Here is a 24,916-nt window from a genome sequence, read left to right as displayed (position 1 = left end):
CATATCAGCAAACGGTTAACCAGCTTAAGAAAGGCGCTCGCTGGTCTTCGTTTCGTTTGTGAGCGGTTGGCCTGCTGGCATTCCATCGTGCCGAGTGGCCCGATGGAATCCGGTTGTCGGCATGGGCGAATCCGGCCGGTGGGGTTTCGAACTGAGAATGGATGGTGGGATTTGTGCCTTTCGATGCGTCTGGGCCGGGCTTTGCGATTCAAAACCGAGTCGGTAAGGCTGCAAGTTTTGCCAGTGATTTCGCTCATAGCAAACGCAAGGTCTTTAGCCTTAATCGCAACTCTAAAAGCCTTGCGCGCAACGCTCCGAGCAATAAACGCAAGGCTCCGGGCCTTGCCCGCAACTCTAAAAGCCTCGCGCGCAACACTCCGAGCAATAAACGCAAGGTTCCGAGACTTGCCCGCAACTCTAAAAGTCTTGCGCGCAACACTCCGAGCAATAAACGCAAGACTCCGAGCCTTGCCCGCAACACGCCGAGTGGGTAAACGCTCAGTTGAACAGCCTATCCCACATCGCATCCACTTTCTTGATCACAGCTTCATCCATCACGATCGGCCGGCCCCATTCGCGCTGGGTTTCGCCAGGCCATTTGTTGGTGGCGTCGAAGCCGACCTTGGAGCCGAGCCCTGACACCGGCGAGGCGAAGTCCAGATAGTCGATCGGGGTGTTTTCCAGTATCGTCAGATCGCGGGCCGGGTCCATCCGGGTGGTGATGGCCCAGATCACGTCCTGCCAGTTGCGCACGTCCACGTCGTCATCGACGACGATGACGAATTTGGTGTACATGAATTGGCGCAAGTAGGACCAAGTTCCGAGCATCACCCGCTTGGCGTGGCCGGCGTATTGCTTTTTCATGCTGATCACCGCCATCCGGTAGGAACAGCCTTCCGGCGGCAGGTAGAAATCGACGATTTCCGGGAATTGTTTTTGCAAGATGGGCACGAACACTTCGTTCAAGGCCACGCCCAAAATCGCCGGTTCATCCGGTGGCCGGCCGGTATAGGTGCTGTGGTAAATCGGCACCTGGCGCTGGGTGATGCGTTCGATCGTGAACACCGGGAATTCGTCTACTTCGTTGTAATAGCCGGTATGGTCGCCGTAGGGGCCTTCCGGCGCGGTTTCGTTTGGATAGATAAAACCTTCCAACACGATTTCCGCGCTGGCCGGTACTTGCAGATCGTTGCTCAGGCATTTGGTCACTTCGGTCTTGCTGCCGCGCAACAGGCCGGCGAAGGCGTATTCGGACAAGGGGTCCGGCACCGGCGTCACTGCCGCCAGTATCGTCGCCGGATCGGCACCCAGCGCCACCGCGACAGGAAACGGTTCGCCGGGACGTTGCTGTTGCCATTCCCGAAAATCCAGCGCGCCGCCCCGATGGGCCAGCCAGCGCATGATGACTTTGTTCTTGCCTATCACTTGTTGGCGATAAATGCCCAGATTTTGCCGCTCCTTGTTCGGCCCGCGAGTAATCACCAGCGGCCAGGTAATCAGCGGCGCGGCGTCTTCCGGCCAGCAGGTCTGAATCGGGTAATCGGCCAGATCGATTTCGTCGCCGACGCGGATGACTTCCTGGCAGGGCGGATTGTTGACGACTTTCGGTGCCATGTTCAGCACTTGTTTGAACACCGGCAGTTTTTCCAGTGCGTCCTTCATGCCCTTGGGTGGTTCCGGTTCTTTCAGATACGCCAATACTTCGCCGATCGCGCGTAATTCGGAGATGTCCTTGGCACCCATGCCCATCGCCACCCGCTTGGTGGTGCCGAACAGGTTGCCGAGTACGGCAATATTGGAACCCTTGACGTTTTCGAACAGCAGGGCCGGGCCGCCTTGCTTCAAGACCCGGTCGCAGATCACCGTCATTTCCAGATAGGGATCGACCTCGATTTTGATGCGTTTCAGTTCGCCTTGTTTTTCCAGTTGGGCGATAAAGTCTCTTAAGTCTTTGTATTTCATCGGATGATGGATGGTCAATGGGGCAGGGTGCTTAGTGGTCTTAAGGTCGATCAACCGCGGCTACCAGAATCGCGGCCGACAAGTTTGCCCGCTTTGCCCGGAGAATTGCAAGGCGAGCCAGCGCTTGAGTGGCGAATGCTTAAGGATTTGGTTGAAAATAACTTCCCGTTTCCGCGCTCCGGGTGCTAGAGCGTCCCTGAGCAAGTTCCCACGCAGAGCATGGGAACCATCCGCGGAAGTTATTTCTGACGAAATCCTAAGTTCGGTCGGCTTCGCCAGGCTGCGGAGCGGGTAGCCGGGTACCGAACATATAGTCGCACCAAGGCCAAGTCACGCACCAGTTACCGGGCTTGGCCAGGGTGTGGTGGTCGTAGTGCCAACTTAAATGGCGCCGGCCCCAGGCCGGGTCCAAATGAGCCTTGCGGTGGCGGGTGTAGTAAATCAGCAGCGACACGTACAGCCCGCACGGAAAGCCGGGCCAAATCGCCAGCAACGGCGCGTGAGCCAACGCGATGCCGGCCAATACCGCCAACTCCTTGGTCTGAGCATTCCAGACGGACAAACGAATGCGTGCGTAACCGGGATCGCACATTGCCTGTTGTGCGCAAACCGCATGGTGTTCGTGCCAATGATAGGCCCAAAAGCTGTCCCGGCGCTTGCCCAGGCCGTGCAGGATAAATTTGTGCATCAACCATTCGCCGAGCTTGGCATAGCAGAGCGCCAGAATAAACTGGACGGCAAACATCATCGGTAATCCTGTTTGTTTGGGGAAGACGCCTTGGAGGTGACTGCGTCGGTTTGGACTTGCGCGCGGGTGCTCGGTTCGTTGTTGGTTCGAGGCCCTCATCAGGCTCGGTTTTGCGTAGCCGCGCGACCTTTCGAGGGTGGAGAGATTTATATATAAAAGCTATCGATCCTATAAAAACAATCGATTTTATTTATATAAAAATCTTCTCCAGAATAGCCGCCAAGCCGGACGAAATGGGCGAGACATCGCCGCCGGCCTTATCAAACACCTATCAGGAGAACAGTTATGAACACCATTGCAACCATTAAAATCGCCGCCGTCATCGCCACCGTATTGATGGCCGCCAACGTTCACGCGCACGGCGACCGAATTGAAGCCCATGGCGGGGAAGCCGCAACCCGGATTGTCGAAGTGGTCTACGACAATCCGGCCTATAACCGTGGCATACACGGCTACGCCAATCCGGTCGCGGCACAAACGATTGGCAAGGCGCGGGCGATCTACGTCGATAAAGCTTACGGCCAAGCCATTTACAGCTATCCGGGCAACTGGCGTTGACCGTAAACGCGCCGGGCCGCGCTTAGGATTCCGTCAAAAATAACTTCCCTAAATGCCGTCACCGGTTCGTGCCGAGCCCTTCGGCTACGCTCAGGAGAGCCTTGTCGAAGCATGAACGGGTGACGGCATTCGGCAGGGAATATTCCGTCCATCCTTCGACAGGCTCGGGACGAACGGAAAATGTTATCGGGAAGTTATTTATGGCCATATCCTTAATGGGCAATGCGGTAAAGCTGGCCGGCGCGTTCCAGGATCGCGGTGAGTTCTTCGGCCGGCATCGGTTTGCCGAACAAGTAGCCTTGGGCTTCGTCGCAATCGTTTTGCATCAGGTATTGGGCTTGCTGCTCGGTCTCCACGCCTTCGGCGATGACCTTGAACTTGAGGATGCGGGCGATCGAAATAATCACCAGCACGATGGCCGCCGCGTCGGCGTCGTGCATGATGTTGGCGACGAAGGAGCGGTCGATTTTCAGCTTGTCGAAGGCAAAATGCTTCAGTTGATTCAAGCTGGAATAGCCGGTGCCGAAGTCGTCGATCGAGATTTGCATGCCGGCTTCGCGCAGCTGCGACAGAATCTCGCGCTTTTTTTCCGGGTGGCGGATGAACAGGCTCTCGGTCAGTTCCAACTCGACGTATTGCGGCGATAGGCCGGTATCGGCGACGATCGCGGCCACTTGATCGGCGAAATCCTCGTGGTCCAATTGGCGGGCCGAGACGTTGACGGCAACGCTGAACGGTGGATAGCCGGTTTGTTGCCACAAACGGTTTTGCCGGCAGGCTTCGCGCAACACCCAGGCGCCTATCGCTTCGATTAGCCCGATTTCCTCGGCCACCGGAATAAACGAGTCCGGCGGAATCAGGCCCAGCGTCGGATGCCGCCAGCGAATCAGCGCTTCGGCGCCGATGATGCGGCCGGAATTCAGGTCGATCTGGGGTTGGTAATGCAGGAAGAATTCGTCGCGTTGCAGAGCCCGGCGCAAATCGCTTTCCAGCCGCAGTTTCGCCGACACCGCGAATTCCATGCTGTCTTCGTAAAAACAAAAAGTGTTGCCTTGTTCCTTGGCGCGGTACATCGCGGTGTCGGCGTGTTTGATCAGCAAGCCGCTGTCGATGCCGTCGGCCGGAAACAGCGATATACCGATGCTGCAGCTGATATAAAACTCTTGCTCCATCAGCGCGAAAGGCTTGGCGATGGTGTTGCAGATTTTGTCGGCGACCGCCGCCGCGACCTGGGCGTTGCCGATTCTTTCCAGCAACAAAATGAATTCGTCGCCGCCGAAGCGGGAAACCATGTCTTCCTTACGCACGCAGCTCTGGATGCGTTCGGCGGCGGCTTTCAGCAATTGGTCGCCGACGTCGTGGCCCATCGTGTCGTTGGTCAGCTTGAAGCGGTCCAGGTCCAGAAACAACACCGCGTGCAAGTTCGGTTGCGCACCGTCGGCCTTGATCACCGCGTTCAAGCGGTCCATGAACTGGGCGCGGTTGGCCAGATTGGTCAATGGGTCGTGGTAAGCCAAGCGATTCAGCGTGCGTTGGCTGCGGCTGGCGTTCAGCAAATGGGCGATGCGCTTGCGCAAGACCGTGAAATGGATCGGCTTGGGGATGTAGTCGTTGGCGCCTATCGAGAAAGCCAGTTCCACCGAGTGTTCGTTTTCCAGCGCGGTGATCATCAAAATCGGCACTTCGGTGCCGTTCGGCAGCGCCCGGATTTTTTGGCAGGCTTCGAAGCCGTCCATTTCCGGCATCAACGCGTCCATCAGGATCAGGTCCGCCATCTGTTGTTGGCAGAGGGCGACCGCCTGTTGACCGGTGCCGGCCAAATCGACGATATAGCCGTCTTTCTCCAGGATGTCCTGCAACGCAAAGCGCATCGCCCGGTCGTCGTCGGCCACCAAAATGCGCGGACCCTGCGGCGCGGGCGTGGCTTCGGCTACCGTCTCGTCGCCGATTTCGCGTAGCAGCAGTTGTTCGATGAATTGATATTCCTCGCGCAGCTGGCGCAGCAGCGCGTCGCTGTTTTCGAGTTGGCGATGTTCGCCCGCTTCTTCCAGCTGCTTGGCGACGGCCGCCAGCTTGTCGGCGCCGAGGTTGCGGCTGGCGCCTTTCAGGCTGTGGGCGAGTTCCCGAACCCGGTGGGCGTCGTCGGTCGCCAAGGCCAGAGCCAATTGCTGGATTTGGACCGGCGAATCTTCTAGATAAAACCGCACCATCCGCTCGAAGCCCTGACCGATCTCGTCGCGCAATTGGCGCAGAACCTGATCGTCCAATGTGTTGGGCGGCGCGTTGGTGGGGGCGTTGGGCGTCGCCGTCGCGGGCGCGTTCTCCAGCCAGTGCAGCAGCTTATCGCGTAGCGGCGCCAATTTGATCGGCTTGGCCAGATAGTCGTCCATGCCGGCGGCCTGGCACAAATCGCTGTCGCCTTGCTGAGCGTTCGCGGTCATCGCCACGATCGGAATTCGCGCTAGCGGCTTCGGTAACAGCCGGATGCGGCGAGTGGCTTCGAAACCGTCCATATTGGGCATGTGGCAATCCATCAACACCAGATCGAAGGGCTTGCGCGCCAGCCATTCCAGGGCTTCGTTGCCGGACGCGGCGATTTCGTAGGCGCAGCCCAAACGTTCCAGCATGCCGGCCGCCACCATCTGACTGGCGCGGTTGTCCTCGACGATCAGGATGGCGCGACCCAGCTCGGCCGAGTTCGGGGTTTCGGCGGCTTCGGCGGGGGCGGCCTCATGGTAGTTCTGGCCGACGGTCAGGATGAAGTCGTATAGCTTGGAGACCTGTACCGGTTTGGTCAGATTGGCGGCGACGTTGGGCAGGCGCGACTGGCCGGCGGTGTCGCCCGGATTGGACAGCAGGATGATTTTCAGATCGGCCAATGCCGGATCGTGAGCGATCAAATCCAACCAACTCAGGTCGCCGGCGTCTTTCAGATCGATGATCGCGAATTGATAAGCTTGATCCTGTTCGCGCGCCGAGCGCAGCATATCGACCGCGCGAATGCCGTATTCGCTGTGGCGGTAATGGATTTGCCAATGTTCCAGGGTCTGGGTCAGGAATTGGCGCATCTTGGCGTTTTCGGAAATCACCAGGATGCGCAAATTGGCGAAATAGGCCTGGCGGGCTTCGGATAACGCTTGGGTGCCGCGCGGCGCTTCGAACGGCACGGTAAACCAGAAGGTGCTGCCGCCGCCGGGTTGACTGACGACGCCGATTTTGCCGCCCATCAGATTGACCAGTTGCCGACAGATCGCCAAGCCCAAACCGGCGCCTTCGTGGTGGCGGGTGCTGGAGCCGTCGGCTTGCACGAAAGCATCGAAGATCGTCAACTGAGCGGCGGCGGAAATGCCGATGCCGGTGTCGGTGACTTCGAAGCGCAGCAGATGCTGGTCGGCGCTGGCGCTTTCGACGCTAACCTTTATCGAGATAGCGCCGTGTTCGGTAAATTTCAGCGCGTTCCCGACCAGATTGATCAACACTTGCCGGACTCTGGAAGCTTCGCCGTTCATCACCATCGGGATTTCGTCGGCGACGGAGTAGTGTAATTGCAGGTTTTTGCGGTGAGCTTGGCCCGCCATCAATTCGACGACTTCGTCCAGTGTTTCGTAGAGCACGAAATCGACAGGCTGACGCCTCAACATGCCGGCTTCGATCCGGGAAAAATCGAGAATGTCCTCGATCAATTTCAGCAATGCTTCGCCGGCGTTGCGGGCGATCATGGAGTATTCCAGTTGTTTGGGGGTCAGGCCCATGTCCTGCAACAGTTCCAACATGCCGAGCACCGCGTTCAGCGGCGTGCGCAATTCGTGGCTGACGTTGGCGGCAAACTCACCTTTCAGTCTCGCCGATTCCAGCGCGGTGTCGCGGGCGCGTTCCAACTGCTTTTCGCGGGTTTCCAGCACTTCCATCATCGTGTTGAAGGCGCTACCCATATCGGTGATGTCGCGCGGACCCCTCAAACTGGCTCTGACGTTTTTGGCGCCGGCCGAGGCCTTGCCCATCTGCCTGGCCAGCAGTTGAATCGGCAGGGTCAGGCGGCGGGTCATCGCCAGCAGGAATACGAAAAACAGCATGGCCGCGCCGCCGGAGACCAGCAGCGTCGCCCAGAGTATCTGCTTTTTCATCACGTTCAGCGATTGCTTGCCCTGGGCCAGACGCACGTAACCGATCAACTCCGGTTCGGACTGGGCCTCGAACGGCGACGCGTCCTGGTCCCCGCCGCCGCGCGCGAATACCGGCGCCGCGAAATACCAGGCTTGATCGGTTTCCTGGGCCAGACGCAAGTCGTCAGGCCAGCCGGACGCGGCCGCGCCGTCGGGCAAGGTGGTGTCGCCGCGTTCGAACAAGGCTTGCTTGGCGGCGTTGAAAATCGCGACGCCGCGCACGTCCGGAAACGACAGAAATCGCCGGGCCGGCTCCTCGGCGTTTTCCTTGCTGGCGTAGAGCAAGGCCAGCGCGCTTTGGGCGGCAAAGGCTTCGGTGGACTGGCGCCCCTGAGCGATCCATTGATCCCGGACGATACGATAGGATAATGTCGAAATGCCGAACGAGGACAGCAACGAGATCGCCAACAGCCCAACGGTGAAGGTCACCGTCAGTTGTTGTAAAAAACTCGCGCCCCGCAGGCGTGGCCTGGATCGCTGCTTCATTCAGGTTCAAGGGGTTGGGAAAACCATCGCGAATTCGCGGCGGGTCTGGTTGGAAAAACGCAGGCCCAAATGTTCGGCGGTTCGCAGATTGACGGCGACCAGCAGATCCCGCAACAGTTTGACCGATTCGAATTTGCCGCCCGGCCGGGCTTGTTGCAAGGCCAGGCTGGCCAAGCTGCGGCCCATGCCGAAATTGTCCGGATACAGCGAAAACAACGCGCCCTTGCGGACATGGTCGAGATTGCTCGAGAACACGACGAAGTTTTTCTCCCAGGCTTCGCGGAGCACTTCGGGCAATAGCGATTGCTCGTCCATCGCCGCATTCTCGCGCGGTAGCCACAGCGCGATCGAGTTGTCCTTGATTTCCACGAGGATTTGCCGGAACAGGTCCGAGGAATCGCGCAGATTGCCGGTAGGCTGGGCCGCCAGGATCAAATCCCGCTCCCTGGCGGCGCGTTCGGCGTGTTCGATTTCCCACGCGGTTTGGCGGGGATCGTATATCACGGTGACTTTTTTGATGTCCGGCACCAGCTTTTTCAGATGGTCGAACATCGCTTCCGGCGCCGGTGTCAGACTAATGCCGGCCAAGCCTTGCGGTACTTCGTCCGGGCGGATCATCGTCGCGCCGATCACGACCGGAAACGCCGCCGACAACGGTCTGGCGACCGCCAGTCCGGCGCGGCCCAGCGTGACTACTACGTCGATCCGGTCGTTTTTAAGCGCGCCGATCAAGCGGTCGGCTGCCGCCGCGTCGCGGTCGTTGAGCAGATAATGGCCTACCGGCTTGCCCAGCTCTTCTTCCATGCCGCGGGCGATTTCCAAAAACACCGAACGGTAGGGTTCGCGGACGTCCGGATAAACGATTGCCACCGATGGCGTATCGGCTTGCGCGATGCCGGCTATCGGCGACAAAAAAACTGCCAATAGCAGCGTGAAAATCAAACGACCGAACAAAAATAACTCCCGAGTAATGCGTGAATGAGCCAATCGCGGCGGCAATCCGTCGGCTAAAAATTAACGCTGATTTCCCCGTAGAAACTGCGGGTGGCCAGCGGTAAATCGTTGGGGATGGCGGTCGGGCTGCCGATCAGGCTGGGCTCGCGGGCGCTGACGTCGAACAGATTGCGAACCGAAAACGCTACTTCGACATGTTTGGCCAAATTTTGCCGGCGCAAGGTCAGGTCCACCCAAGTATAGTCGGCTACCGGCTCGCGTGCGTCGCCGAAACTGCGTTCGCGGCCGACAATCCATTTGGCTTGCGGGCTGATGGTCCAGTCCGGCAGGAACTCCCAGTTCGCGCGCAAATAAATCTGGTGGTGCGGCGCGTAGCCGGCGTCGTGATTCAGCGCCTCATCGCGGCTGCGTTGGTAAGCGTAATTGCCGATCAGCTTCAAGCCGTCGGTAGCCTGCCATTCGGCTTCGAACTCGGTGCCGTAACCTTGTTGAGTGCCGGTGTTCCGCGCGGTAGACGTCGTGGAACCGCTGTCCGGCACAAAGCGAATAATGTCTTTCCACCAATAGTTGAAGAAATTCAGGCCCAGCCGCAAGTTGTCCAGCGGCCGGTAATCGAAACCCAGCTCGATGTTTTCCATCGTTTCCGGCTTCAAGCGCGGATTGCCGAGTTGCGCCGGGTTGTTGATGATGTACATTTCCTGAAACGACGGCGCGCGGAAGGCCGAGCCGTACATCAACTTGGCGGTCAGGTTGTAGTCGGCTTCCCAGATCAACGCGGCGCGCGGATTGAAGGTATTGCCGAAGTCCGAGTAGCGGTCGTAGCGGGCGCCGGCGGTCAGCGTCCAGTCGTTGGCGAAATTCCATTGATCCTGCAAAAACAGGTAGGCGACCTTGCGGTCGACTTCCGGAATAAAGGTGGACGAGGTGCCCGATACGTCGATCAGCGGAACGCCGGGCAGCGACGGAATCGGCAGGCCGGTGGTCGGGTCGATGCCGAAGTTCTGACTGACCTTGGCCCGGAACAGGCTGTCGTAATTAAAGCCGATGCCGCTTCGGATCAAATGCTGCTGGAAGCCGCTGTAAGCAATCGACTGGTTGATGCGGACATGGCGCTCCCAGACTTCCGGATTGCCGATGTAGCCGTTCGGGAAGGTGACCGGCGCGCCGAGGCCGATTTGGCCGTTGCCGCCGATCGGCAGCGTGGTGCCGGGCGGAAACAGGGTCAAATTGCGTTCGATTTCCTGGGTGGTTTCGAAATAGCTGGCTTGGGTGGTCAGGTCCCAGTTATCGATGTCGTCGTTGTGATAGGTGATGTCGGCATTCCAGCGGTCGCTGGCGTAGCGGTTGGTCGGGTCCAGGGCCTGGGCGACGCCGGAGCCGTTGCCGAAGTCGCCGCGATGTTGCAGGCCGCCGCGAAACCGCCAATGGCCGCGCGACAAATCGATGCGGGCGTCGACATTGTCGCGCGACAGGCTGAGTGGTCCCGGTGCCAGCGAGGCTTTCGGACCCAGCCCCAGACTGTCGAAATAGCTTTGCAGGTCGGCATCGACAATTGAATCCTGGCCGGCGGTTTTGTGGTATTCCAGCGCCAGAGCTACATCGAAACCGGCCCATTCGCCGCCGTGCAGCGCCCAACCGTCATAGGTGTCGAAGCTGCCGACCCGGCCGCCCATCTCGGTCCCCTCGATATCCTGCTTGGTTTTAGTGATGACGTTAATGACGCCGGCGAAGGCGTCGGCGCCGTATACCGCCGAGCCGGGACCGCGCACCACTTCGATCCGGGCGATGTCGCGCAACGGCATGCCGCCCCAGGCTTCGCCGCGGCTGCCGGTATAAGAATTGGTGATCGGGATGCCGTTGACCATCATCAGCACTTGCTGATTGAACTGCGAAAAGATGCCGCGAAAAGTGTAAATCGGGTTGTAGCCTATCGTGTTGCGCTCCACGTGCAAACCGGGAACCGTTTCCAACACTTCGTCGATATCGGTCGCGCCTATCGACTTGATGTCGTCGGCGTCGATGACGGTGGCGATCGACGGCGCCTTGGAAATCGGCTGTTTGTAGCCGCTGGCGATGCTGACCATTTCTTCGCCGCCGTAGATTTGCGATAGGGCTCTTTCCTCTTCCTCGGTCGAGACCGGTTGCGCCGAAGGGCTTGCGCTGACGCAAACCGCGGCCAGGAAGAACAGACGGCGATGCATGGTGGGCTCCTGAATGGATGTCTTGTCTTTATGGCGAACCTCGGGCCACCGATGGGCCGGGCCGGTAGCGGAGCATACCAAGCTCGGACCATCGATTGCCAGAGATAATTGAAGGGCAGTTTAGTCGGGCTTTGCCCGATGCCAAGTGCGGCGAGGCGATCCGTCGTAAACAATGCCGTCGCACGGCGTGGGGTAGAGCGTGCCGGCCGGGCGCTCGGCGGCCTCGATGTAACCGGGCGGCATCCCGGCCAGAAACACCGGAAAGATGAACAAATACAGTTCGCGCGCGCTCATGCCCAAGTCGCTGCCCAACGCGGCGACCAGCGCGGCGTAATTCATTTTCATCCGCCAGCGGCCGTTCAATAATATCTGCTCGACGGCCAGAGCCAGTTGCAGATACGGGCCTTGGTCCAGGCCCAATTCCTTCGCCAAGGCCAACAACGGCGCGATGCGTTCGTCGCCGTTCACCAGCGGTCTGCCGTAACCGCCGATGTTGCGGTGGGCGGCCAGTTCCTCGCGAATACACGTTTCCAGATCGCCGTCTTGTTCGAGTTGGCGCAACGCGCGGCTGAAAAAGTCGATTGATCGCACGAAAATGCCGCCGCCGTAGATTTCCGCTTCCGACACCGCCAGCGCCGCCGCCAACCCCAGCGTGCCGGTGCTGCGGGTGCTGCCGGCCAAGGCCGCGACCCGATTGTTCCACAAGCGCACATCGGGATAACTGGTATAAATCCAGATCGCGTGCAGCAATTTAAGTTGGGCCTTGTCGAAATGGCGGCCGGTGATGCCGAATACATACAACTCCAGCCAATCCATGTCTTTCAATTCGCTCAGCAAATCGCGGCCGCGAAACACCACGTGGCTGCCGGGGTAAAAGGTGCCCATCCGGCTTTTCAACACGCCGACGTGGCGGTCGAGTAATTTTGCCCCCCTCATGCCGCTTGCTCCACCGGCGCCTTTTCCAATTCGACGACGCCGAACGGGAACTTTTTATAGCCAAACGGTCGTTGCTCCAGCGCATGCGCCGCCGCGCCCGGTAAACGCAGCAGCAGGTATAGCATTTCGCTTTGTTCCGGATCGAAGCCCAGATCGGCCAAAGCCGCCGCCGCGACGCCGGACAGTGCCAATGGCCGTCCGGCCGCTGCTTCCAGCGCCGCCCGATGCTCGTTAAGCCAGCGCAGGCGCGGACCGACCGCATAGCCGACCAAGCAGTCCAGGGTTTGTCGGACCGGTAGCGACGTGCTGGCGCCGTGATCGTCGAACCCTGGCGGGTGCTCGACCGCCGGCCAGATGCTGCCCGGATCGGCGGTCAGCGACTCGGCCAGCCAACTCCTCCACGCGGTCAAATCGGTGCCGCAGCGCAGCCAGCCGGTCGCGGCATTGTAGACTTCGCGGGCGCCGCCGGCCTGACCGGCGCCGACCGCCAATGCCGCCATCAACGATGAGGCGGCCGGCGAGCCGCACACGCCGCCGCACATGGCCGCATGCACGGCCGGATCGCGCGGTCCCGGATTCGCCAGGGCCAGCGCCAAGCTGTCCAGCAACGCGGATTGCGCCGCGTCGGGGGCTTCCGGCATGAACAGCATGTACAGCAGATCGGTCCAGCGGGCGCGGCCCAGCATTTCGCCGTAGACGTCGTAGCCTCGGCAATAGGCGGTGCGCGTGGCGAAACGGTTGTCGGGTTCGGCGTCTTCCCGCCAGATGCGGGTGCGTATCGTCGGGATGGTTTGATCGGCGCTCATAATGCCTCCTAGGGTAAACAAACTAAAGTGATGCCGCCGTCAACGACGATTTCCTCGCCGACAACATAGGCCGAGTCGTCGGACGCTAAAAACAACGCGACCTTGGCGACCTCCTCCGGCGCGCCGAAGCGCTTGATCGGCGAGCGGTCCTCGATGTCGGTTTTGATGGCTTGAAACACGTCGCCCGGCAGCGGCAGGCGGTTGAAGCCTTCGGTGTCGATAGGGCCGGGATTGATCGCGTTGACCCTGATGCCTTGCCCGATCAGGGTCAAACCCAGTGATTGCACCATCGAACGCAAGGCCGCCTTGCTGGCGGCGTACACGCTGAAATTGGGCGTGCCGCTGCGGTTGGTGATCGAGGTGGTGACGATGATGGATGCGCCCGGTTTGAGCATCGGCAAGGCTTTTTGGATCGTAAAAAACACGCCCTTGAAATTCACCCGCATGATTCGGTCGAATTGGTCTTCGGTCGTCAATTCCAACGGTGTCGGTTCGGCGATGCCGGCATTTAGAAACAGAACGTCCAAGGTCGGAAAATGTTGGCCGACCTGATCCAGCAGGGCTTCGATTTCGTTCAAACAACCGGCTTCGCTGACGACGGCCAGCGTGTCGTCGCCCAATTGTTGGCGGGCGGTTTCCAGACGTTCCGGGTCCCGGCCGGTAATCGCCAGCCGGGCGCCCTCGGCGAGGAACAGTTTGGCGCTTGCCAGGCCGATGCCGCTGGAGCCGCCGGTAATCAACGCGGTTTTACCGCTGAGTTTGTTCATGAAATCGCCTCGCTTATAAGGTGTTGGTCAGCACTCGCATCCGCACGTTCATCGGCGGTTCTTCGTCGGGATCGATCAGCACGTCAAGTAGCGTCGGGCCCTTGCGCGCGCAAATCGCGGCGATATTCAGATTGGCCAAGTCTTGCGGCGAGCGGATTGTGTAGGCGTCCGCGCCGAGGGCGCGGGCGAGCGCCGCGAAGTCGCTGGGCGGCAGATCGCAACCGATTTGTTCGGCTCCGGCCAAGCGCTGGCCGTGTCTGACCATGCCGAGCGATTGATCGTTGAGTACGATGAATACCACCGCCAGACGCTCGGCGACCGCCACCGAAATTTCCTGACCGTTCATCAACATGCTGCCGTCGCCGGTGATGCACACTACCGGTTGGCGGCGGTTGGCGATCGCGGTACCGATCGCGCCGCCAATGGCCCAACCCATGGCGGCGAAATTCATCGTCACCCGCAGCCAGCCGCCGTCGGTGCGGCGCAGGCCGGGCGTGATCTTGCGGCCGCCGCCGCCGAGTCGGCGTTCGCCGACCCGGCGGTCGATGCCGGGATGCAGATAGTGCACGGCCCAGGAGACGCTGTTGCCGGTGTCGGCCAGGAAGCGGGTGGTTGGCGGAAACAGCTGGCCCAATTCGCGCATCAAGCGCTGCGGTTTCAGCGGCGTGGCATCGCTTTGATATTTTTCCGGCGCGCTTAGAAGCTGGTGGGGATCGTGTTGGTCGACCTTGCGCTCGCGGGAAGCGCGTTGCCGCGCATATTCGAAATTGTCGGTTTTTTGCTGGTGGTGCAGGTGCTCGACCAAGCGGCTGAACACCGACAGGATGCGGCCGCGCACATGCAGACGGGCCATTGGCGTGCGCGACAGGTTTTCCTCGGACTCGTCGATGTGCACCAGACGCTCGTTGAGCAGGCTGTCGCTCCAGCCGCCGCTGTTCCATTCGCCCATGTTGGCGCCGATTGCCAAAATCAAATCGACCGATTTGTCTCGTAGCGCGGCGTCGGCCGCTTCGTGGCCGCCGAAGCCGAACACGCCGCGGAACAACGGATGGCGCGGATTGACCAGGCCCTTGCCGTCGGGCGTGGTGACCAGCGGGGTGCCTTTCAGCGCGGCGAATTGCAGAATCGAACCGATCGCTTCGCCGCAGCCGCCGCCGATCAGTAGCACGACGTTTTGGGCTTCGGCCAGCATGTCGCGCAACTCGGTGATGGCGTCGTCGTCCACCATCGACGACGGCGCCAGCAGCTGCTCCAGATTGTAGGACGGCCTGCCGCGGCTACAGGGGCTGCGGAACACATCCACCGGCACGGTCAGATGCGACGGTCCGCGCGGCGCCCGAATCGCCCGCTGCAACGCGGTCACCAGTTTGGTTTCCAGTTGCTTGGGGTGGGACACCAACGAGTTGTAGAGCGTGCAATGCCGGAACATGCCCAGCGTGTTTATGCCGGTGCAGGACGATTCTTGCAAGGGGTATTTGCCGAAGGCCGGCAGGGCCGGCTGGCCGGTGATGACCAGCATCGGGATGTTGTTGTCGTAAGCGCAGGCCACGCCGGTAATCAGGTTGGTGGCGCCTGGGCCCGAGGTGGAGCAGCAGACGCCGATTTTGCCGGTTTCCCTGGCGTAGCCGTCGGCCATGAAGGCGGCGCCGGCTTCGTGGCGGGCCAGCACGTGGCGAATACCGCCGCGCCGGCTGCTGCGGGCGATGGCGTTGTAGAGCGGCTCGATCGCGCCGCCGGGTACGCCGAATACGTATTCGACCCCCATCTGTTCCAGATAGGCGACGAGCAGATCGGCAATATCCGCCGGCTGCGAATGTTTGGGATCGGCGATATCGTCGATCAGGTCTGCATGGTGATGAATCAGGGAAATTTGCGCGCTCATGGTTACCCCGCGAGGTTAAACAATACCGGGTTATCGATAGCCGAAAGGGTTCGGGTGGTGGAACGGCAGCGCCGCGATGCTTGCGGTCGGTTTAGCCGAGCTTGGCCGGAGCGGTTCCGAAGCGAAAGTGTAGAGGAGCAATCGCCGCCGGTAGGGCTGGGGATTTGCCGGCTTTTCCTGATCGGGACGACTTTTTATGCGTGGCGGACCGTGTGGTGGCCGGATTGGCGGCTAAGGTTGTCCGGGGTATCCATTGGATGATCCGCAGCCAAGTTTTTAACGTATTTTTCAGTGATCCGGCAAGCGTTGCTTCTCTGTTGCCGGGTCGATTGATTGAGATGTCCGGACGCGAATTTGGCCGCCGGATGGATAAGTTCAATCTGTGAAGAGGCTAGCAAACGATTTTGCGCCGCCGGCGATTCGACGGAGCCGGCGGCTGATAAATGCTGTTTTTTGGGCTAACGGGTTTGCGAAGTGGATCGCAAATCCATAAGCGCGGACAGATGGCGATGGCGTCGAATCGGTCGGGCTAAGAAGTCTTGGAGGATCAGCGGCGGGGTTTTGGCCTTTACCGAAACAGCCAAATCGCCAACCAGGGCACCATCAGGATCGCCAAGCCGGTTTGCCAAGTCGTTGAAGCAACGCTTGGCGGCGGTGGTTCCAGGCGGTCGGCACTGGGGCTGCTGGGAATAAAGGCCAGCACCAGGGCGACCAGCAACATGAATGGCGGCGCAAATAAAAAGCCCAGCAAAATTCCCCATGCCGACGAGCCCAAATCACGGGCGCGTTTAATCATCGCCGCGATGCCGAACAGACCGAGACCGCCGACCAAGGCCCAATAAAAACCGTTGCGGATGTCGTCGGACCACTGCTCCGGCCGCAGTTCCAGCAGGTAGATGACCAACGCGGCATTCAGTAGACTGGGCAGGCCCAGGGCGATATAGCGGGGGCGGTCGTAACGAAGCATGTTTGCGGGCATTCCGGAAGGTGGCGCAAATCGGAATTCTAACCGATTCGGATTGAGGGGTGCGGTACTTAGGGACGGCGGCTGGCCGTCCTCGTTTGAATTATAGGTACTTTGTGCCGCCCCGAGCGTAGAATGCATTCCTCCTATATTAATAAAAGTCGGGGGTTGGACATGAAAAACATCACAATAGCGCTGGTTTTGTCGGTCGTCGCGAGCCAGGCGTTTGCCGACGTCCCGCTGAAATCCGGCGACGAGGTCCAGGGCAGTTGGAAACTGGAATATACCAAAAAGTCGGCGACGACTCAGGAAACCATCAAGCGGGAAGATACCTGGACCTTTGGCGCCGGCAAGGTCACGATCACCCATATACCGCGCGAAGGTAGTTATTACGACCAATCGCCGGTGAATTACGAAGTGGAAAACGGCAAATTGAAAATCTCGTTGCTGGGCCGATCGGATAAATTCGATATATTCTCGCTGGTCGAAAAGGACGATAAAACGATGACGCTAAAAGGCAAGTTTGGGGATATTTACCACTTTAATAAGAAATAGCATAAGAATGGCGAGGCGGCTTTGCAGTGGCAGGCCGCCTTGTATTCAACGGCGGCGTGGTGGATGGCTAAAATGCTTTAGCAATTCGATGCGGTTCAGTTCAGGCTATAAGGTGGCGGAAAATAAAATCGCATGCCGTTTTCTTCCAATCAATTCCAATAAGGTTTCAGCTGCCTGACGATGAGAATGGACGCCTTGTCCAAAATCACCACGAACGGTTTGCCGGCCCGTTCGACGCGCTGGCCTTGGCCAGGTTGGGAACCTTGTGTGTGATCCAGCGGAAACAAGCCGCCGCCTCGCCGCCAACCGACGGCCGAGGAATGGGCGGACAGTGCGGGCAAGCGCCGGTCGCTAAGGCGACAGGCCAAGAAACCTCGCGGCGGATGCTCTCAGGTGGCACTGGAATGAATCTGACAAAGAACTAGGCTCGGCGTGTCAATGGCTTTCGATTGTGATCGGTCGCAAGCCGTCGAGATGGCGCTGCCACATGGTGTGAAACAAGGCTTCCAGGTGCAGCGTATAGGCCAGCGTGTCGAACAGCGGGGTATTTAAGCGATTGGCGGCTAGTTTTCGATTGAGGTCAGCCAATTGCTCGGGACAATTGGCTAGATCGTGAGCCAGGGTGTAGTAGGCATCCAGATCGGTCGCGATCAACTCGTCCAGGCCTATCGCCCGCAGCAGACTGCCGGCCACCCGCGAGGGGAAGGTGTCGCCGGCACAGGTGATCATCGGCACGCCGACCCACAGCGCGTCGCTGGCGGTGGTGTGGGCGTTGTAGGGTGCGGTATCCAACACCAAATCCGCCAAGCCCAAGCGCCCCAAATGCTCGATTTGCGGCAGTTCGTCGGCGAAAACCAGCCGATCCGGGGCTATGCCGCGCTGGTAGGCTTCGTTTCTGAGCCGGCCCTTGGCGGAGGAATTTTTCAGCAGCCACAGCACGCTGTCCGGTGTGTTGTAGAGCAGCCGGCACCAGACGTCGAAAATTTCCGGCATGATCTTGTAAGCCTGATTAAAACAACAAAATACGAAACCGTGTTCCGGCAGGCCTTGTTCGACACGGCTGGATAGCCGACCGATTTCGGCGTGCCGCCCGTGCGGCTGGTAGCTGTTGGGCAGATAGGCGAAGGCCTCGCTATAGTCGGCGGCGCTGGCGGGTGGGGTCAGGTAGGGATCGGTGACGATGTAGTCGCAAAAATCGCCGCCCAGCGTACTGGGATAGCCGAGGAAGTTGACCTGAATCGGCGCGGGGCGGTAGGTGAGAATTTCGGTGCGGGTGCCGCGGGTATAGCCCTTCAAATCGATCAGAATGTCGATGTGGTCGGCATGAATGGCTTTGGCGCTGTCGGCGATCGATAACTCGCTCAAATCGACGAAACGGTCGAAACAACGCAGCAAGCGTTGGCGCATGTCGCCGCCGTCGTCGGCTCCGTAGGAGTAGGCATAGATTTCGAACTGTTCCTTGTCGTGGGCTTCCAGCATTTCCACCAACAAATACGCGGTGGCGTGATCGTGGAAATCGCAGGATAAATAACCTAGCCGAATTTTAGGCCTGGTCGGCCCGGTGAACTGAAACGCCAGATCGTCCCGCTCGGTTTGGCTGGCGGCCAGCCGGGCCACCAACCACAAATCGGCGCATTGGCGCTGTTCGGCGGCACTGATGCCGGGCAACGACAACAAATGAAACGGCGATATCCGGCTGCTTTCGTTGGCGGCCAAGCTGGCGCGTACCTTTTCCCGCCATTCGTCCAGACGCTCCCATTCGCACAATTTTCGGCTGCGGTCGTAGTGTTTCATCGGGGTTCCACTCCATTGTTGGCGTAAACCGCCAGGGAAGGCCCGACATCGAGTCCGGGGGTATGGTGGCATCCTACCCCAATTTTGCCGGAATACCGAGCAAATCCGGCGCTTGCGGCGACAATCAGCCCAATAAGGGCTTTAGCGGTATCGCAAAGCGCTGGCGCGCCATGTCGCCGACCCGGCCGCTGTAAGCGCTCAGATATAAATCCCGGCCGCAGACGTGCGGCAAGGCTGAACAACGACCGGTGATAGCAAATTGCCGGCCGGCTAGCCGGAAGGTCAACGGCACGCAATCGGCGCGCAGTATCGGGCCGGCCACCATCAGATCGATGCGCTGATCGAATGGCTCGTAAGCCAGACTATCGGCCACCAGCGCCGGTTCGGCCAGAAGGATGCGGTCGTCGTCGCCGATGCAGCCGTAAATCGCGCAGCGGCAGGTTTGCAAATCCGCCAGCAAGGCTTCCGCCAGCCGCTTGGCGGTCGGCCGACCGGGGAGTTGCTCCAGAAGGATTTCCAAGCCGTGGTAGTGTCTCATAAGCTTTGTCGATGGCGTCACTGGGGGTTTGCCCGTAAAATACCCGGCCGACACCTGACTTCCATTGGCCCCGCGCCCCGAGATTTGATGACCGATTATAAACTGACCCATCTCAAACAGCTCGAAGCTGAAAGCATCCACATCATCCGCGAAGTGGCGGCGGAATTCGAAAAACCGGTGATGCTGTATTCGATAGGCAAGGATTCCGCCGTGATGCTGCATTTGACCCGCAAGGCCTTCTTTCCCGGCAAGCCGCCGTTTCCGCTGTTGCACGTCGATACCACCTGGAAATTCCGGGAGATGATCGAATTCCGCGATCAACTGGCCAAAGATCTGGGTTGGGATTTGATCGTCCACATCAACCAGGAAGGCGTCGCCCAAGGTATCGGCCCGTTCACGCACGGCAGCAAGAAGCACACCGACGTGATGAAAACCGATGCGCTGAAACAAGCCTTGAACAAATACCAGTTCGACGCCGCCTTCGGCGGCGCTCGCCGCGACGAGGAAAAATCCCGCGCCAAGGAGCGGGTGTATTCGTTCCGCGACAAAAATCACCGCTGGGACCCGAAAAATCAACGCCCGGAGCTTTGGAACATCTACAACGGCAAAATCGACAAGGGCGAAAGCATCCGCGTGTTCCCGCTGTCTAACTGGACCGAGCTGGACATCTGGCAATATATCCATCTGGAAAACATTCCGATCGTCCCGTTGTACTTCGCCAAGGAACGACCGGTAGTCGAAAAAGACGGCATGCTGATCATGGTTGACGACGACCGGATGCCGATCGGTCCCAACGACAAGGTCGAAATGAAAATGGTGCGTTTCCGCACGCTGGGCTGTTATCCATTAACCGGCGCCGTCGAATCGACCGCCACCACCTTGCCGGAAATCATTCAGGAAATGTTGCTGACTACCACGTCCGAGCGCCAAGGCCGCTTGATCGACCACGATCAGGCCGGATCGATGGAGCAGAAGAAGCGCGAGGGTTACTTTTAGAGTTAGGGCGTCTAATGATTAATAGTGTAGAGCTTAAAAATTTTGGTCCAATTGATGATTTAAGCTGGTCCAATTTGGGAAGAGTTAATTTGGTTATTGGTGGTAATAGCGCGGGTAAAACTTGCCTATTAAAGTCCCTTTATACCGCAATACGAACTTTGGAAGAATACAAAAGGGGTAATGAGCCTCGCTCGGCATCTGAGATTTTGGCTTCCAAGCTATATTGGACTTTTCAGCCAGATAACAGAATTGGTGATTTGGTTTCTAAAAACTCAGATCAACCTCTTGACTTTAAGTTTACGGTTGACGACAACGATTTTTCTTACGCATTTGGAAAAGATACTACAAAGGCTATTCCTAGGCTTGAGAATCATGTGGCTCCAAGAGGAGATAGCAATTCTATTTTTTTGCCTGCAAAGGAAGTTCTATCAATTCATAACATAATAATTAAGTCTCGTGAACAAGATAATGCTTATGGGTTCGATGATACTTACTATGATTTGGCAAAAGCTCTAAGCCAAGTGCCGAGAAAAGGTGGAAACTCCAAGGAGTTTTCGCAGTCTAGGAAATCTTTAGAGGATATGTTTGGTGGCAAGGTAGAATACGACCAGCCATCGAGTCGTTGGCAATTTAAGAAAGGTAACCAGAGGTTTTCAATTGGAGTTACAGCCGAAGGTATCAAAAAAATAGCCATACTGGATACCTTATTAGGAAACCGCTATTTGTCAGATCGTTCTATAGTTTTCATTGATGAGCCTGAATCAGCACTTCATCCCCAAGCTATTTCAATTTTGTTGGATATTGTCTCTGCCCTTGCTAGTCGCGGCATCCAATTCTTTATAGCCAGTCATTCTTATTTTGTTGTCAAAAAGTTATTTCTAATAGCTCAACAACAAAAAATTTCAGTCCCGGTTCTATCAAAAGAAGAAGGTTGGGTTCAATCGGATTTGTTGAAGGATTTTCCAGACAATCCTATTATTGATGAAGCAACGCGGTTGTTTAAAGAAGAAGTAAACCTGCCAACCTGATAGTTATGATCACTATATTAGAATCAGGCATGTCATTTGGGCCTTTTTCAGAGGATCATTTTTTTTATATTGAAAAAAGCCATAATTTACTAACGCTAAACCGAGGCTCTAAAAAAAGCGAAGGCATAGCCATATCGGAGTTTTTGCTATTTAAGGTAGAAAATAATAAAAATTATATTTCTATTATAGAAGCAAAGACATCTTCCCCCAAACCAGCCAACAGAGATGACTTTGACAAATATATTAGTGAGATAAAATCAAAGATGAGCAATAGCCTGCATCTTTTTATCTCTTATTATTCAAATCGTCATTCGTCTGGTTTCAATGAGCTTCCCAATCAATTCAAAGCGCTGCCTCTTGAAAACATCGACTTCGAGTTGATTCTAGTCATAAGAACAAGTGAGGATGCTTGGTTACGGCCTGTACTAGATGATCTTAGGCCCGCACTCAAGTCGCTTACTAAGATTTGGAATATATCTCCAACGGCAATAAAAGTTTTTAATGAAGCTGAAGCCAGAAAACATCAACTAGTCAGTTGAAATTCGTTTCGAAAAAAATTTTCAGGAATTCTTAAATGTCCCACCAATCCGACCTCATCGCCACCGACATCAACGCCTATCTGGCGCAACACGAACGCAAGGAATTGCTGCGGTTTTTGACCTGCGGCAACGTCGACGACGGCAAAAGCACGCTCATCGGCCGTTTGCTGCACGATTCGAAAATGATTTACGAAGACCAACTGACGGCGGTCGCGGCCGACAGCGTTAAGTCCGGCACCACCGGCGCCGGCAAGATCGACCTGGCGCTGCTGGTCGACGGTTTGCAAGCCGAGCGCGAACAAGGCATTACCATCGACGTGGCCTACCGTTATTTCTCCACCTCGACCCGCAAATTCATCATCGCCGACACGCCGGGCCACGAGCAGTACACTCGCAACATGGCTACCGGCGCCTCGACCTGCGACTTGGCGGTGATTCTGATCGACGCCCGCTACGGCGTGCAAACCCAAACCAAACGCCACAGTTTCATCGCCTCGCTGCTGGGCATCAAGCACATTATCGTCGCGGTCAACAAAATGGACTTGGTCGGCTACAGTCAGGAAACCTTCGAAAAGATTCGCGACGATTACATGGTCTTCGTCAAAACCCTGGATCTACACGACATTCATTTCATTCCGATGTCGGCGCTGGACGGCGACAACGTCGTCAACCCCAGCGCCAACATGCCCTGGTTCAGCGGCTTGCCGATGATGGAGTTGCTGAACAGCATCGAAATCGCCAGCGACCACAATTTCGACGATGCCCGCTTTCCGGTGCAATACGTCAATCGGCCGAACTTGGATTTTCGCGGCTTCTGCGGTACCGTCGCGTCCGGCCTGTTTCATCAAGGCGATGCGATTACCGTGCTGCCGTCCGGTAAGACCAGCACGATTAAATCCATCGTCACCTTCGATGGCGACCTACCGCAAGCCTTTGCCGGCATGGCCGTGACCTTGACGCTGAACGACGAAATCGACATCAGCCGCGGCGACGTGATTTTGGGCCAACAACAAACCACGCCCAGCATCGCCGACAAATTCAAGGCCAATATCGTCTGGATGACCGAACAAGCCCTGCTGCCCGGCCGCCAATACATGATCAAACTGGCGACCCGCGGCGTGTCCGGCTCGGTGGCGACGATACACCACCGCATCGACGTCAACACACTGGAGCATCACGACGCCGACGAATTGAAACTGAACGAAATCGGCTTATGCACCGTCGCAGTCAACGCGCCGGTAGTGTTCGAACCCTATAAGCGCAATAAAGCCACCGGCTCGTTCATCATCATCGACCGTTTGACCAACGTCACCGTTGGCGCCGGCATGATCGTCGGCGATGCCAGCAAGGACGAATGGGCGCCGGTGACCGCAGAAGAACGCGCCAGCCGCTTCGGCCAAACCGCCACCATCGTCGCGCTGACTGGCGCCGACGCCAAAACCATGGCCTACCACTTGGAGCGTCGCCTGTTCGACACCGGCCACGTGGCAACGGTATTGGAACAAGGCGATGCCAGCCTGGCCGCCGTGATCAAGCAAGCCGGCCTGATTGGCCTGTGCGCGGGATTGGCTGCCGAGCACGCGGATTTGGCCTTCGATGCCGACCGGCAAACCATAGACGAAATTTACGACGCCTTGAAAAACCGTAACGTGGTTCACTAAACCGCGGCTGTTCCCATGCGGCGCATGGGAACCCAAAGCTGCTGTTTGTTATGCGTTGAGTATTGGCCACCGAGAAATCGGCCAAAGCAGCGCCAACCCACTGATAAACAGTGCGAATGGCGTGGGGAGCGGGACATTGGTCGGTGTGATTGGGGTGCCGGCGAATATCGCTCTTTCTTGGGAATCGGGTACGCCAAACTCGATGAGGTCCAATGTCCGATGAGGCACGAGGAGTACATTGCCGCCAGTCGCGACCTGGGTTGGTGAGAATATTTTGACCGAGTTTGCGGGCGTCGCGGCCAAATCTATATCGTCTCGCAGGGTGATGTTCCCGCTGGAGGCTCTGGCGCCCGTCAGTGTCACGCTAGTCAAATCGATAAGTTCGCCGGCGAGAATCGTCGCACCCGGTGTCGAACTGGTTTCTAAAGGCATTGTTTGACTCGGAGTCGAAGTAGTCAACGGGATGCTGGGATACGGAAAGTGTACCCTGGTAAAAATGCTGACCAACGGTACGTTGGGACTGACATTGATGGGCTGGCTGATCAACTGGCGGCGATCCAAATGGTGAGCCTCTGCAAATTCAACGGTTGTCGATGCGGACGTGACGGAACTCGACAAAATCAATATCCCGGTAAACAAGCAAATCAAGCGCATTTCGCTCTCCCTGGTCTAGTAAGTTAGATAAGTGTGCCTGGCGATTGTGTCAGAACGATGACTAGCGACGCGACCGCTAAGGTCTGAACCTTCGTTTTTGCTCTCGCCTACTTCAACTTTGCGGATTCTCGGTAGTGCTCGTCATTTCGGCGGGGATTCGCCTTCCAGCTCGGGTGCAGAAATCCGGGCGCCATGGATGGCCCAAGCTTGCCGTCCTTGGCTGGATGGTAGTGCTCCGTTCCGCCCACCCGTATATGCCAAGTAGTCCGCGGCATCCTGGTCCTGTGATTTTTTAATCAGGAGTGGCGATGACCGTTACATCGAAATGGCGTCAGTATATTGAAAATTGGCAAAGCAGCGGTTTGTCGTAGGTTGAGTATTGCCTAAAGCAACGCATCAATAGCCTGACCTCTGTCTCCAGACCGCGAGAGTATCGCAAACAGCCTGCACCAGAGTTAGTCGCGTTCGTTTCTGTTTCTCTATACTTTATAAAAAATCATCCTTGGCTCTTGGCGGAGGGTTGCAGGTTATTTCCTATTCTGATGCTGCGATGCAGCCTAGCTGTGGCTTTTATGAGTTTTAATTACCAAGCTTTAGCATTTGTTATCGTTCTCACGATATTTTGGCCAGCCGCAGATACCCATGCTGCATACGATTCAATGGGCGTCGCTGCACTTTCAGATCTTCAGATCATAAGGATTACTCCTGATGGCGAGGATGTGCC

22 protein-coding genes are annotated in these 24,916 nt (G+C 57.6%); 8 read left to right on the top strand and 14 right to left on the bottom strand.

Features of this window, described 5'->3' with window-relative positions; translation table 11 throughout:
• Positions 1-161: 161 nt before the first annotated feature.
• Positions 162-494, top strand: coding sequence for a hypothetical protein (locus AC3B8H_RS05580; protein WP_488440631.1), 333 nt, complete (start codon positions 162-164; stop codon positions 492-494).
• Between the two features lie 4 nt (positions 495-498).
• Here the strand turns inward: AC3B8H_RS05580 and ubiD are convergent, their stop codons facing one another.
• Together ubiD and AC3B8H_RS05570 are read right to left on the bottom strand one after the other, a co-directional pair.
• Positions 499-1,962, bottom strand: a complete 1,464-nt coding sequence (gene ubiD, locus AC3B8H_RS05575) for a 4-hydroxy-3-polyprenylbenzoate decarboxylase (protein ID WP_488440630.1) — start codon at positions 1,960-1,962, stop codon at positions 499-501.
• A 256-nt stretch (positions 1,963-2,218) separates the two neighbouring features.
• Entirely contained in the window at positions 2,219-2,710 is a 492-nt protein-coding gene (locus tag AC3B8H_RS05570; protein ID WP_488440629.1) for a sterol desaturase family protein, read from the bottom strand.
• Between the two features lie 285 nt (positions 2,711-2,995).
• On the opposite strand from AC3B8H_RS05570, the gene AC3B8H_RS05565 reads away from it, so the two are divergent.
• Positions 2,996-3,268, top strand: coding sequence for a hypothetical protein (locus AC3B8H_RS05565; RefSeq protein ID WP_488440628.1), 273 nt, complete (start codon positions 2,996-2,998; stop codon positions 3,266-3,268).
• Positions 3,269-3,480: 212 nt separating this feature from the next.
• Here AC3B8H_RS05565 and AC3B8H_RS05560 read toward each other — a convergent pair whose 3' ends face one another.
• The 7 genes from AC3B8H_RS05560 to AC3B8H_RS05530 form a co-directional block, all read right to left on the bottom strand.
• Positions 3,481-7,917 carry an EAL domain-containing protein gene (locus AC3B8H_RS05560; RefSeq protein WP_488440627.1) on the bottom strand — a complete coding sequence of 1,479 codons (4,437 nt, stop codon included), beginning with the start codon at positions 7,915-7,917 and terminating at the stop codon, positions 3,481-3,483.
• A gap of 6 nt (positions 7,918-7,923) precedes the next feature.
• Positions 7,924-8,871, bottom strand: coding sequence for an ABC transporter substrate binding protein (locus tag AC3B8H_RS05555; protein WP_488440626.1), 948 nt, complete (start codon positions 8,869-8,871; stop codon positions 7,924-7,926).
• A 53-nt stretch (positions 8,872-8,924) separates the two neighbouring features.
• Positions 8,925-11,072 carry a TonB-dependent receptor plug domain-containing protein gene (locus AC3B8H_RS05550; RefSeq protein ID WP_488440625.1) on the bottom strand — a complete coding sequence of 716 codons (2,148 nt, stop codon included), beginning with the start codon at positions 11,070-11,072 and terminating at the stop codon, positions 8,925-8,927.
• Positions 11,073-11,192: 120 nt separating this feature from the next.
• Positions 11,193-12,008 carry a citrate synthase family protein gene (locus AC3B8H_RS05545; protein ID WP_488440624.1) on the bottom strand — a complete coding sequence of 272 codons (816 nt, stop codon included), beginning with the start codon at positions 12,006-12,008 and terminating at the stop codon, positions 11,193-11,195.
• Complete coding sequence (locus AC3B8H_RS05540; protein WP_488440623.1) at positions 12,005-12,814, bottom strand: citrate synthase family protein; 810 nt, start codon at positions 12,812-12,814, stop codon at positions 12,005-12,007. Before AC3B8H_RS05540 ends, AC3B8H_RS05545 begins: the two co-directional genes overlap by 4 nt.
• 8 nt (positions 12,815-12,822) lie before the next feature.
• The gene (locus tag AC3B8H_RS05535) at positions 12,823-13,581 is read right to left on the bottom strand and encodes an SDR family oxidoreductase (protein WP_488440622.1); all 759 of its coding nucleotides are present in this window, start codon (positions 13,579-13,581) and stop codon (positions 12,823-12,825) included.
• A 13-nt stretch (positions 13,582-13,594) separates the two neighbouring features.
• Positions 13,595-15,463: a thiamine pyrophosphate-binding protein gene (locus AC3B8H_RS05530; protein ID WP_488440621.1), complete on the bottom strand. Its 1,869-nt coding sequence runs from the start codon at positions 15,461-15,463 to the stop codon at positions 13,595-13,597.
• A gap of 164 nt (positions 15,464-15,627) precedes the next feature.
• Here AC3B8H_RS05530 and AC3B8H_RS05525 point away from each other — a divergent pair, with 164 nt between their 5' ends.
• Positions 15,628-15,849 carry a hypothetical protein gene (locus AC3B8H_RS05525; protein WP_488440620.1) on the top strand — a complete coding sequence of 74 codons (222 nt, stop codon included), beginning with the start codon at positions 15,628-15,630 and terminating at the stop codon, positions 15,847-15,849.
• Positions 15,850-16,031: 182 nt separating this feature from the next.
• Here AC3B8H_RS05525 and AC3B8H_RS05520 read toward each other — a convergent pair whose 3' ends face one another.
• Positions 16,032-16,430, bottom strand: coding sequence for a DUF805 domain-containing protein (locus AC3B8H_RS05520; protein WP_488440619.1), 399 nt, complete (start codon positions 16,428-16,430; stop codon positions 16,032-16,034).
• Between the two features lie 171 nt (positions 16,431-16,601).
• Here AC3B8H_RS05520 and AC3B8H_RS05515 point away from each other — a divergent pair, with 171 nt between their 5' ends.
• Positions 16,602-16,982, top strand: a complete 381-nt coding sequence (locus tag AC3B8H_RS05515; protein ID WP_488440618.1) for a hypothetical protein — start codon at positions 16,602-16,604, stop codon at positions 16,980-16,982.
• A gap of 149 nt (positions 16,983-17,131) precedes the next feature.
• Here AC3B8H_RS05515 and AC3B8H_RS05510 read toward each other — a convergent pair whose 3' ends face one another.
• The 3 genes from AC3B8H_RS05510 to AC3B8H_RS05500 form a co-directional block, all read right to left on the bottom strand.
• Positions 17,132-17,323, bottom strand: a complete 192-nt coding sequence (locus AC3B8H_RS05510; RefSeq protein ID WP_488440617.1) for a hypothetical protein — start codon at positions 17,321-17,323, stop codon at positions 17,132-17,134.
• Positions 17,324-17,417: 94 nt separating this feature from the next.
• Positions 17,418-18,776 (bottom strand): O-linked N-acetylglucosamine transferase, SPINDLY family protein, encoded by a 1,359-nt coding sequence (locus tag AC3B8H_RS05505; RefSeq protein ID WP_488440616.1) that lies wholly within the window; start codon positions 18,774-18,776, stop codon positions 17,418-17,420.
• Between the two features lie 124 nt (positions 18,777-18,900).
• Entirely contained in the window at positions 18,901-19,314 is a 414-nt protein-coding gene (locus tag AC3B8H_RS05500; RefSeq protein ID WP_488440615.1) for a hypothetical protein, read from the bottom strand.
• A gap of 87 nt (positions 19,315-19,401) precedes the next feature.
• Here AC3B8H_RS05500 and cysD point away from each other — a divergent pair, with 87 nt between their 5' ends.
• The 4 genes from cysD to cysN are packed head-to-tail and all read left to right on the top strand — an operon-like array spanning position 19,402 to position 23,538.
• Positions 19,402-20,310, top strand: a complete 909-nt coding sequence (gene cysD / locus AC3B8H_RS05495) for a sulfate adenylyltransferase subunit CysD (RefSeq protein ID WP_488440614.1) — start codon at positions 19,402-19,404, stop codon at positions 20,308-20,310.
• 14 nt (positions 20,311-20,324) lie between these two features.
• On the top strand, positions 20,325-21,338 hold the full coding sequence (locus tag AC3B8H_RS05490) for an AAA family ATPase (protein WP_488440613.1): 1,014 nt from the start codon (positions 20,325-20,327) through the stop codon (positions 21,336-21,338).
• Positions 21,339-21,343: 5 nt separating this feature from the next.
• A complete protein-coding gene (locus AC3B8H_RS05485) occupies positions 21,344-21,877 on the top strand; it encodes a hypothetical protein (RefSeq protein ID WP_488440612.1) in 534 nt (177 codons plus the stop codon).
• 35 nt (positions 21,878-21,912) lie between these two features.
• Positions 21,913-23,538 carry a sulfate adenylyltransferase subunit CysN gene (gene cysN / locus AC3B8H_RS05480; RefSeq protein ID WP_488440611.1) on the top strand — a complete coding sequence of 542 codons (1,626 nt, stop codon included), beginning with the start codon at positions 21,913-21,915 and terminating at the stop codon, positions 23,536-23,538.
• A 48-nt stretch (positions 23,539-23,586) separates the two neighbouring features.
• On the opposite strand, the gene AC3B8H_RS05475 is transcribed toward cysN, so the two are convergent.
• Positions 23,587-24,192: a hypothetical protein gene (locus AC3B8H_RS05475; RefSeq protein ID WP_488440610.1), complete on the bottom strand. Its 606-nt coding sequence runs from the start codon at positions 24,190-24,192 to the stop codon at positions 23,587-23,589.
• Positions 24,193-24,916: the final 724 nt, after the last annotated feature.

This window comes from Methylomonas sp. BG-2, from assembly GCF_057766305.1.
Note: the sequence above shows the minus strand (reverse complement) of the source record. Positions and strands in the feature narration are given on the sequence as shown.